At 51.7% G+C, this 1,390-nt stretch carries 1 rRNA gene; it reads right to left on the minus strand.

What is annotated here, in order from left to right:
* Window positions 1-1,390: ribosomal RNA gene (locus tag DB891_RS17405) — 23S ribosomal RNA — on the minus strand; the annotation flags it as partial.

Here is a 1,390-nt window from a genome sequence, read left to right on the forward strand (position 1 = left end):
CCATCAATTAACCTTCCGGCACCGGGCAGGCGTCACACCCTATACGTCCACTTTCGTGTTTGCAGAGTGCTGTGTTTTTAATAAACAGTCGCAGCGGCCTGGTATCTTCGACCGGCATGGGCTTACGGAGCAAGTCCTTAACCCTCGCCGGCGCACCTTCTCCCGAAGTTACGGTGCCATTTTGCCTAGTTCCTTCACCCGAGTTCTCTCAAGCGCCTTGGTATTCTCTACCTAACCACCTGTGTCGGTTTGGGGTACGGTTCCCAGTTATCTGAAGCTTAGGAGCTTTTCTTGGAAGCATGGTATCAACCACTTCGTCGCCTAAAGGCAACTCGTCATCAGCTCTCGGCCTTGAAATCCCGGATTTGCCTAAGATTTCAGCCTACCACCTTAAACCTGGACAACCAACGCCAGGCTGGCCTAACCTTCTCCGTCCCTCCATCGCAATAACTGGAAGTACAGGAATATTAACCTGTTTTCCATCGACTACGCTTTTCAGCCTCGCCTTAGGGACCGACTAACCCTGCGTCGATTAACGTTGCGCAGGAAACCTTGGTCTTTCGGCGTGCGAGTTTTTCACTCGCATTGTCGTTACTCATGTCAGCATTCGCACTTCTGATACCTCCAGCAAGCTTCTCAACTCACCTTCACAGGCTTACAGAACGCTCCTCTACCGCATCACCAAAAGGTGATACCCGTAGCTTCGGTGCATGGTTTGAGCCCCGTTACATCTTCCGCGCAGGCCGACTCGACTAGTGAGCTATTACGCTTTCTTTAAAGGGTGGCTGCTTCTAAGCCAACCTCCTAGCTGTCTAAGCCTTCCCACATCGTTTCCCACTTAACCATGACTTTGGGACCTTAGCTGACGGTCTGGGTTGTTTCCCTTTTCACGACGGACGTTAGCACCCGCCGTGTGTCTCCCATGCTCGGCACTTGTAGGTATTCGGAGTTTGCATCGGTTTGGTAAGTCGGGATGACCCCCTAGCCGAAACAGTGCTCTACCCCCTACAGTGATACATGAGGCGCTACCTAAATAGCTTTCGAGGAGAACCAGCTATCTCCGAGCTTGATTAGCCTTTCACTCCGATCCACAGGTCATCCGCTAACTTTTCAACGGTAGTCGGTTCGGTCCTCCAGTCAGTGTTACCTAACCTTCAACCTGCCCATGGATAGATCGCCCGGTTTCGGGTCTATACCCAGCGACTAAACGCCCTATTAAGACTCGCTTTCGCTACGCCTCCCCTATTCGGTTAAGCTCGCCACTGAATATAAGTCGCTGACCCATTATACAAAAGGTACGCAGTCACCTAACAAAGTAGGCTCCCACTGCTTGTACGCATACGGTTTCAGGATCTATTTCACTCCCCTCTCCGGGGTTCTTTTCGCCTTT

The sequence above is a fragment of the Flavobacterium laiguense genome, assembly GCF_003097655.1.
Classification (GTDB): Bacteria; Bacteroidota; Bacteroidia; order Flavobacteriales; family Flavobacteriaceae; genus Flavobacterium; species Flavobacterium laiguense.